At 35.8% G+C, this 7,562-nt stretch carries 11 protein-coding genes; 9 read left to right on the forward strand and 2 right to left on the reverse strand.

Annotated elements, in window-relative coordinates; translation table 11 throughout:
• Positions 1-547: 547 nt before the first annotated feature.
• From KTB61_RS12980 to KTB61_RS02985, 7 genes are all read left to right on the forward strand, one after another.
• Positions 548-1,168: an MFS transporter gene (locus tag KTB61_RS12980; RefSeq protein ID WP_242946295.1), complete on the forward strand. Its 621-nt coding sequence runs from the start codon at positions 548-550 to the stop codon at positions 1,166-1,168.
• Complete coding sequence (locus KTB61_RS12985; protein ID WP_230973576.1) at positions 1,141-1,833, forward strand: MFS transporter; 693 nt, start codon at positions 1,141-1,143, stop codon at positions 1,831-1,833. Before KTB61_RS12980 ends, KTB61_RS12985 begins: the two co-directional genes overlap by 28 nt.
• 15 nt (positions 1,834-1,848) lie before the next feature.
• The gene (locus KTB61_RS02970) at positions 1,849-2,565 is read left to right on the forward strand and encodes a glycerophosphodiester phosphodiesterase (RefSeq protein WP_216696748.1); all 717 of its coding nucleotides are present in this window, start codon (positions 1,849-1,851) and stop codon (positions 2,563-2,565) included.
• 211 nt (positions 2,566-2,776) lie between these two features.
• The gene (locus tag KTB61_RS02975; protein ID WP_216696749.1) at positions 2,777-3,103 is read left to right on the forward strand and encodes an alpha/beta fold hydrolase; all 327 of its coding nucleotides are present in this window, start codon (positions 2,777-2,779) and stop codon (positions 3,101-3,103) included.
• A 126-nt stretch (positions 3,104-3,229) separates the two neighbouring features.
• Positions 3,230-4,045 carry a LytTR family DNA-binding domain-containing protein gene (locus tag KTB61_RS13200; protein ID WP_216696750.1) on the forward strand — a complete coding sequence of 272 codons (816 nt, stop codon included), beginning with the start codon at positions 3,230-3,232 and terminating at the stop codon, positions 4,043-4,045.
• A gap of 120 nt (positions 4,046-4,165) precedes the next feature.
• On the forward strand, positions 4,166-4,288 hold the full coding sequence (locus KTB61_RS13130) for a hypothetical protein (RefSeq protein WP_269145769.1): 123 nt from the start codon (positions 4,166-4,168) through the stop codon (positions 4,286-4,288).
• Positions 4,281-4,451 carry a hypothetical protein gene (locus tag KTB61_RS02985; protein ID WP_216696751.1) on the forward strand — a complete coding sequence of 57 codons (171 nt, stop codon included), beginning with the start codon at positions 4,281-4,283 and terminating at the stop codon, positions 4,449-4,451. The genes KTB61_RS13130 and KTB61_RS02985 overlap by 8 nt, the downstream gene beginning before the upstream one ends.
• Positions 4,452-4,696: 245 nt before the next feature.
• On the opposite strand, the gene KTB61_RS02990 is transcribed toward KTB61_RS02985, so the two are convergent.
• Both KTB61_RS02990 and KTB61_RS02995 read right to left on the reverse strand, forming a co-directional pair.
• Positions 4,697-6,070 carry an MATE family efflux transporter gene (locus KTB61_RS02990; RefSeq protein ID WP_075758727.1) on the reverse strand — a complete coding sequence of 458 codons (1,374 nt, stop codon included), beginning with the start codon at positions 6,068-6,070 and terminating at the stop codon, positions 4,697-4,699.
• Entirely contained in the window at positions 6,063-6,518 is a 456-nt protein-coding gene (locus tag KTB61_RS02995; protein ID WP_216696752.1) for a MarR family winged helix-turn-helix transcriptional regulator, read from the reverse strand. The genes KTB61_RS02990 and KTB61_RS02995 overlap by 8 nt, the downstream gene beginning before the upstream one ends.
• A 204-nt stretch (positions 6,519-6,722) precedes the next feature.
• Between KTB61_RS02995 and KTB61_RS03000 the strand changes: the two genes are divergently transcribed.
• Positions 6,723-7,154, forward strand: a complete 432-nt coding sequence (locus tag KTB61_RS03000; protein ID WP_216696753.1) for a DUF6070 family protein — start codon at positions 6,723-6,725, stop codon at positions 7,152-7,154.
• A 64-nt stretch (positions 7,155-7,218) separates the two neighbouring features.
• Positions 7,219-7,557, forward strand: a complete 339-nt coding sequence (locus KTB61_RS03005) for a transposase (protein ID WP_216696754.1) — start codon at positions 7,219-7,221, stop codon at positions 7,555-7,557.
• The last annotated feature ends 5 nt before the right edge of the window (positions 7,558-7,562 follow it).

Raw genomic sequence — 7,562 nt, forward strand, 5'->3', positions numbered from 1 at the left:
GGCATATACGATGCTATCATAAACTATCATATATTATCATAAGTTATTGATCACTTTTTGGTCAAATTTTGGTCAGTGTTTTTGGTCAAATCTAAAAATGGTACCCTTCTGCAAAGTTGACCAAAAATGTAACTTTCAAATATAATTATAATAAACTTATGTATTTCATTAACTAAATATTATATTTAACTATTAAGGTAGATACTGATTGTGTCTGCCTTAATTTTTTTTGCCCATTGTTAATCTAAAACATACAAATATCAACTAAAAATAAAATCGTAAAAAATGGGATAAGAGATAAAAGGGGTTTGCGTGATACTATGTTGATTTAAGACGGCACGAAGGGCAGATGCATTTTCCTGACGCTCTTCGTTTGCGTGATACTATGTTGATTTAAGACCAAACAGAGGAAGATAATAGGGTTTAAATTTTGTATAGATTTTACAATAATAGACATTAGATTATACAGTACAGTGGTAATATATAAAAGAATTTTTATATCATGGTCAGTCTATACGCTGGAAAAATTAAAGTGGAGGCAAAATAGGTGGGAAAAAATCAAAACAAGAAAGATAAACTTACAAAGCTTGAAATATCCTGGATATTATATGATGTTGGAAATTCGGCATTTACAATGCTGGCTTGCGCACTGATACCGATTTGGTTTAAGAAATTAGCAATGGGTAATGGGAATGGTCAGATAACATCGGATCAGGCAACAGCATATTGGGCACTTATTGCATCGGCAGTGACGATTATTACGGCAATACTTGGACCGATACTTGGAGCTTTTATGGATTTTAAGGGTAAGAAAAAGAAATTCTTTGTAGCTTCAGTTGCTATCGGTGCGGTGACATGTTTGTTAACAGGGTTTGTCACATCATGGATTATGTTTGCTGCTGTCTATGTGATAAGTAGAATTGCTTATTCTATATCACTGTTGGTATATGATGCAATGCTTGGAGATGTTACTACGGAGGATCGTCTGGATGTTGTCTCAACCTACGGATTTGGATGGGGATATCTTGGATCGTGTATCCCGTTTTTGATTGCTTTGGCAGCTTATATTATGGGACCTGATATACTTGATATTATTTCAAACGGTCTGTCTATGTTAATAGGCTTTGGAATTACAGCAATATGGCGGTTTGTTGTAACCATCCATTGATAAAAAATTATCGTCAGATTCATTATACGGAAAGGGAAAAAGGCGTTGTAAAAAATGCTCTTTCAAGAGTTGGAAACACCATTCAAAACATATGTTTTGAAGATAAAAAGGTTCTATTTTTTCTTATTGCATTTTTCTTATATATTGACGGTGTTGAAACAATTATAGATAATTGCGTAAATATTGGAACAGATCTGGGATTGGACACAGTGGGTCAAGTAGTAATGCTTGTTGGAACACAGATAGTTGCATTTTCTTTTTCCATGTTATTTGTAAGACTGACTCAAAAATACAAAACAGTAACACTTATTAAGATTTGCATTCTTGGATATTTATGCATATGTTTATATGCACTTACTTTACACAGTTTAATCGGATTTGCAATACTTGCTTTGTCAGTAGGTATGTTTCAAGGATCAATACAGGCCTTATCAAGAAGCTATTATACAAAAATAATACCTGCAGATAAATCAGGGGAATATTTTGGTATTTATGATATTTTTTCCAAAGGGGCTTCGTTCCTTGGTTCGGCCGTTTTGGGTTTTGTAAAGTTAGTAGGAGGCACTATAAATATTGCTGTTGCTTCGCTGGCAGTATTTTTTATTTTAGGATATGTATTTATGCAGATTACAGAGAAAACTCCAGGAAAGAAAACTAGTATATAAGGAGATGATGGTTTTATGAAAATCTGGGCACATAGAGGTTGTAGTTTACGTTATCCGGAGAATACATTACTTGCTTTTGAAAAAGCGGCTAATCTGGATGGACTTGAAGGAATAGAACTTGATGTGATGTCCAAAGACGGAGGGTTAGTCATTATACATGATGAACAACTGGATAGAACAACGGATGGAACTGGGTTTGTAAAAGACTATACGCTGTCGGAATTAAAGAAATTTCATATTAAAACGATAAATAATGAATTATCTGAAACAATTCCAACATTAAATGAGGTTATGGAGCTGTTACAGAAAAAAAGAGTAAAACTTAATATAGAGCTAAAAAACAGTAAAGTCATGTATCACGGAATGGAAGAGAAGATCATTAATGTTATTAATAAATATGGATTTGAAGATCGAGTCGTATACTCTAGTTTTTATGCAAAGTCCCTTGAACAGATTAGAAAACTGCTTCCTAAAGCAGAGATTGGAATCTTGGATACAAAAGCATCAGATTGTATCTATAAAATGAACGGTAAATGCGGGGCCAATGCAATTCATCCATATGCCGGTGCCATAGATTTAGATAGAAAAGATCTTGAGGATATCAATGTAAGAGCATGGCTGACGGAAGATTTGTATCCGGAAAAACAGACAGGGAAAGTAATAGAGATAAGAAAACTAGAGGAGGCTGGTATTACAGATGTTTTTCTGAATGAGCCAGAGATGTATTTGTAATGAGTGATTTTGAAAAGAAAATGGAAAAAGTGGTGTATCCATACATTATAAAGCGGTGTGAGGAGCAATATTTTTATAATGCTGATAGATCACATCTCAGATATAAGCATTATAAAGTCGAGTTTTCGCATAGGAGCATACTTGTGATTCATGGATTTAGTGAATTTCTTGAAAAATACGATGAGATCAGTTATTCCTTTATGAAAGCAAGATGACAGAAAGACAGAGATATTATTATGAGAAGAGATTGGATGATACATTGTTTCAGACATGGGGTGCATCCTATGGATGGATAAAAGCTGCCGGAGAAAATACAAGAGATATTACATTCATATCTAGATTAAGAGTAAAAATGTTAATACTTATTGCTGAGTGTGATGATATGGTTGTACCAAAAGAAACAATGAAATATGCAATACGACAGGATAACACAAAATATGTATTGTTTCATGAGGGAAAGCATGAATTGTTTAATGATACGGAAGAAACTATTGAAAAATTTTGGAATGAAATATTAGGGTTTCTAGAACAAGAATAAAAAAGGAGAGGTATAGCATATTGATTTTATAGTTGTGAGATGAATTGTACAATATACAAGAGAATACTTAATCTTATACAAGGGCTGTGATATACTACATATAGAAAAAGGATGAGGGATGTTATTGTGGAATTAAGTATGCAGGAAGAGGCAAAATTAAAATATGAGGAATACATGGAGGCAGGACTGAAAATGTTTCCACCTTTTAAAGGGTATGGAATAAAGACTATACAGTTTGCTATTGATGAGCTGGAGCTTTACCGGATTCATTTCATGTGCCAATGTGATATGTTTACTTCGGATTTTTTTAATGAAAGGGTGGAGATAGAAAAAATTTTGCCTTATGTCAGAGATAGCTTGGAGTTAAATAATCAGGATGCCAGGTGGCTTATTACCAATATGGTAATCTATACACTTGGAATCGGCTCTCTTTTGGTAAATAGCACCTGTATTATGTCTGTTGAAGAAATAAGCAGGAGCCTGGGCAGTGTGTGCAGAGGACTGATGATGCAGCTAAAGGCTCCAGAGGATGAACGTGTGGAAACCATACCGGATCAAAACATAAAGGAATTAGGAAGGATTGAAGAGTATGTTAAAGGAAAGAAAAACATGATCATTGGTTATAATGCTGACAGGGAAATGTTTCAAATACGTCTCGATGCTGTATTGTACTTTGAAGCAGTGGGAGAAAAAGTTTTTGCTTATACGAAGCAGCATGTGTATGAGATCAGGCAGCGACTTTACCAGGTAGAGGAACAAGTAAAACCGTTTGCATTTATCAGGGCATCAAAATCATTGCTGGTAAGTATAAAAAAGATTTCATCTGTGATACCGGAATCGGGTGGAAGAGGCAGATTAAGAATGATGAATGGAGAGACTATTATAGCCAGTCGAGCATATTACAAAGAAATAATAGATACATTAAAGGATCCTGTGTTGTAATGCAGGATCTTTTTTTGCATGTTATCGTACGTATCATGCATCTCATCGTCACTTTATAGAAACAGGATAGGAATCGTGTTATTGTTACCATAATGATAAATTATACAAAGGAGACAAAATATGAAAGATTTTTTTATGGCAGCATATCCATGGATTATCACCGGACTCTGTGTTGTGGTGATGGCAGCTCAGATGATCAGAAAGAGAAGCAAGATTGAATTTGGAGGAAATGACAATGCCTGAATATATTCTCAAAAGGAGAGTATCATGGAAGCCGCTTCTCATTGGTGCCATTGGATTTATTGTATCCGCAAGAGTGCTGGAGCTTGACGTTCATATGTTTTGCATTGTATTAGATACACCGGTTTCACGTTTTATAGTAGAGGCGTCGTGGCAACGCCTATGAGAATACGTATGGCTTAATTGCCATGCGCTGTTCTCATGAAGCCCCCACTTCTATAAGTGGGGGTAGTTCACGTGATAGAAAGAATCCTGTGTATGGCGATACATATCTCATTGACATTAATTGTTTTTTATGGAATCAAAGAAAAGATAAGGGCTAAATGGCATAAAGAGCCGTTCTACCCTTATTTACTTTCCTGCATGGATCATATGGCATATCTAGTGCTGATACTGCCAGGAGCTTTTTTATTAATTATTTTTATCTGAAATCTGCTCCATTGCTTTTCTAAACTGGAAAAAGAACAAAATTGCAGTAAAGGTAACAGCAATGGCATCTGCAATAGGTTCAGCCATATATACGGCAATTGTTTGATTGGCTGTATATAAGTGTGGCATCAGATAAATAAGCGGAAGCAAAAGGATGAATTTTCTTGTTACTGCTACAATAATTGATGCTTTTGCATTTCCAAGAGAAGTAAAAGTCATCTGACATGCAATCTGGATACCAAATAGGAACATAGATGCCACATAGATTCTGAGAGCAGTTTTTGTAAATACAATTAAAGCTGGGTCAGAGGTAAACATGGATACAAAAACCTGAGGGAACAGCATAATGCACAGCCAGAGTAAAGTGGAATAAATCAAACTGGATTTTAGAAGCATATGATAGGTCCCTTTTACACGGTCTTTATTTTTTGCTCCATAGTTGTAGCTCATAATAGGCTGGGCACCCTGTCCAAGACCCTGAAGAGGTAGCATTGCAAATTGCATAACACTGGTTAAAATCGTCATGGCACCAACGGCAATGTCACCGCCATATTTTAATAGAGAAGAATTAAAGCAGACGGAGATAACACTTTCGCTGGCCTGCATAATAAAGGTGGCAAGACCAAGGGCAAGACAAGGAAGGATGATTTTTGCACGTAATCGGAGATTCGCTTTCCGGATCTTTAAAATTGTTTTTTTGCCTGACAGGAAAGAAACAACCCAGATACAGGAAATTGCCTGGGAGGTAATCGTTGCCAGTGCTGCACCACGCACACCCAGATGGAATCCATAGATGAAAATAGGATCTAGGATGATATTGCAAATTGCTCCGATCAGTACAGAAAGCATACCGGTTTTTGCAAACCCCTGTGTGGTAATAAAAGCATTCATTCCAAGTGTCAGTTCTACGAAAATCGTTCCAACAGCATAGATATTCATGTATGCAACAGCATAGTCAATGGTGTTTTCACTGGCACCGAAGGTCAACAGAAGGTTTCTGCTGAAAAGAAGAAGGAATACAGTCAGAGCCAGAGAAATCAGAATCTGAAGAGTAAAACAGTTTCCCAGTGTTTTTTCAGCAGATTCATTATCGTTTTTTCCCATAAAAATAGAGGCTCTAGGAGCACCGCCATATCCAACTAAAGCAGCAAAAGCTGATACAATCATAATAATAGGCATGCATACACCAACACCGGTCAGGGCCAGAGCACCATCTCCTGGGATATGACCGATGTAAATACGGTCTACGATGTTATAAAGCATATTGATGAGCTGAGCTGCCAAAGTTGGAACAGCCAGTTTAAATAAAAGTTTTCCAATTGGTTCTGTACCTAAAAAGTTTTTGTTGTCATTCATGGTGAGATGTTTTCCTTTCTAAATCATTTTTTATATTATTCATAATCTTGTCTGTTATTAATATATATTGTTCATATTCTTCAGAAGTCACACCAGAAAAAATCTGATCCAGAAAAGTTTTCTTTGCATTTTCTACTTGCTCCACCAGAGGAAGTGCCTCTGAAGTTAGAGAAAGATGAATCTTTCTTCGGTCTTTTTCATCCGGATGGCGTATCAGCATTGATTTTTTGATTAGGGATTCCACAGCCTGTGATACATTTCCCTTGCTCAGCATTCTTAACTCTACAATATCTGCAGCCGTATCTTTTCCAGGATTATTGTGAAGAAAGCTGATGATCGTAATTTCAATCTGGGTAAGCCCGTAGCTTTTGCAGGCTTCTTTCAGATTGAGATCATATAATTTAATTGTTTTTCGTAGCGACATAAGATAATCTGTTGCTCGTTGCATGATACCACTCCTTAAAAGTTCTAAAAAGAACAGTTCTTAATAATACTATTGTAAAATTAATAAAGAAAAAGTCAAGAGAAAATATGACTTGACTTCTATATCTTACGCTTGTAAGATATAGATATTAAAAGAAAGAGATAAAATTAGTTGTTTTGCAGATTTAAATCTTACATATGTAAGATTTAAAGAGAAATGGAGGTCATAATGAAAAGAAAAAACAGATATAGGAGAGTAGTATTTTTATCGATTATAATACTAATAGCTGGTGCTTTCCTATGTATTTATCAAAAAAAAGTACAAATATCAAGGAAGATTATTTTAGAGGAAAAAATAAGAAAAGCAAAGAAACGGGGATATGATATTCCAATCAAGGATAAAGAAAAGAAAGAATCAGAACAGGATTGTAAAAAAGCCATGGAACTTACAAAAGATCTTTATAAAACTGCAGATAAAGGAACAGCATTGAATGTAGTTTTATCTGATGAGACTGTTTTAAAGATGCAGAATAAAATTAAAAATGCCCAATGTCCGGTAACTACAACGGTATTGTATTCTGATATGAAAAATTATCAGGATATGGATCGTTTTCTTAGGAAGTCCCTAAAGGGAGAAAAAGGTTCAATTGATGTGGTATAAAAAAAGTTGACACCCCATTCTCAAGGATTTGATATATAATCAAGAGAATAAGGAGTGAACAAAAATGGCAGAAAACAGGAAATATGATCATGAATACAAAGTACAGGCAGTGAAACTTGCAAAGGAAATCGGACAAGCTAAGGCAGCCAAAGAGCTTGGGGTTCCCAAGAATACCATGTATGGCTGGGTAAGAGCCAACCGGCTTGGCAATCTTGATCTGGGAGCAGGCTCACAGACTCCACAAAGCGCCATGACACTTAATGAGGAACTTATCCGTCTTTGCCAGCAGGTGAAAGAACTGGAGAAAGAGAACCGTCGTTTAAAGAAGGAAAACGACTTTCTAGAGGAAGCCAGCGCTTTTTTCGCTGCGAGCCGTCTGAAGTCAGCAAAAACGAAAGAATGAAGTTT

It is taken from the genome of Anaerostipes faecalis (assembly GCF_018982945.1).
Classification (GTDB): domain Bacteria; phylum Bacillota; class Clostridia; order Lachnospirales; family Lachnospiraceae; genus Anaerostipes; species Anaerostipes faecalis.

Coding starts and splice junctions, on each gene's coding strand:
- KTB61_RS03005 (WP_216696754.1), top strand. CDS start 7,219: ATGGCAGAAAACAGGAAATATGATCATGAATACAAAGTACAGGCAGTG.
- KTB61_RS13130 (WP_269145769.1), top strand. CDS start 4,166: ATGAAAGATTTTTTTATGGCAGCATATCCATGGATTATCACCGGACTC.
- KTB61_RS02975 (WP_216696749.1), top strand. CDS start 2,777: ATGACAGAAAGACAGAGATATTATTATGAGAAGAGATTGGATGATACA.
- KTB61_RS12985 (WP_230973576.1), top strand. CDS start 1,141: ATGGCGGTTTGTTGTAACCATCCATTGATAAAAAATTATCGTCAGATT.
- KTB61_RS03000 (WP_216696753.1), top strand. CDS start 6,723: ATGAAAAGAAAAAACAGATATAGGAGAGTAGTATTTTTATCGATTATA.
- KTB61_RS02985 (WP_216696751.1), top strand. CDS start 4,281: ATGCCTGAATATATTCTCAAAAGGAGAGTATCATGGAAGCCGCTTCTC.
- KTB61_RS02970 (WP_216696748.1), top strand. CDS start 1,849: ATGAAAATCTGGGCACATAGAGGTTGTAGTTTACGTTATCCGGAGAAT.
- KTB61_RS02990 (WP_075758727.1), bottom strand. CDS start 6,070: ATGAATGACAACAAAAACTTTTTAGGTACAGAACCAATTGGAAAACTT.
- KTB61_RS02995 (WP_216696752.1), bottom strand. CDS start 6,518: ATGCAACGAGCAACAGATTATCTTATGTCGCTACGAAAAACAATTAAA.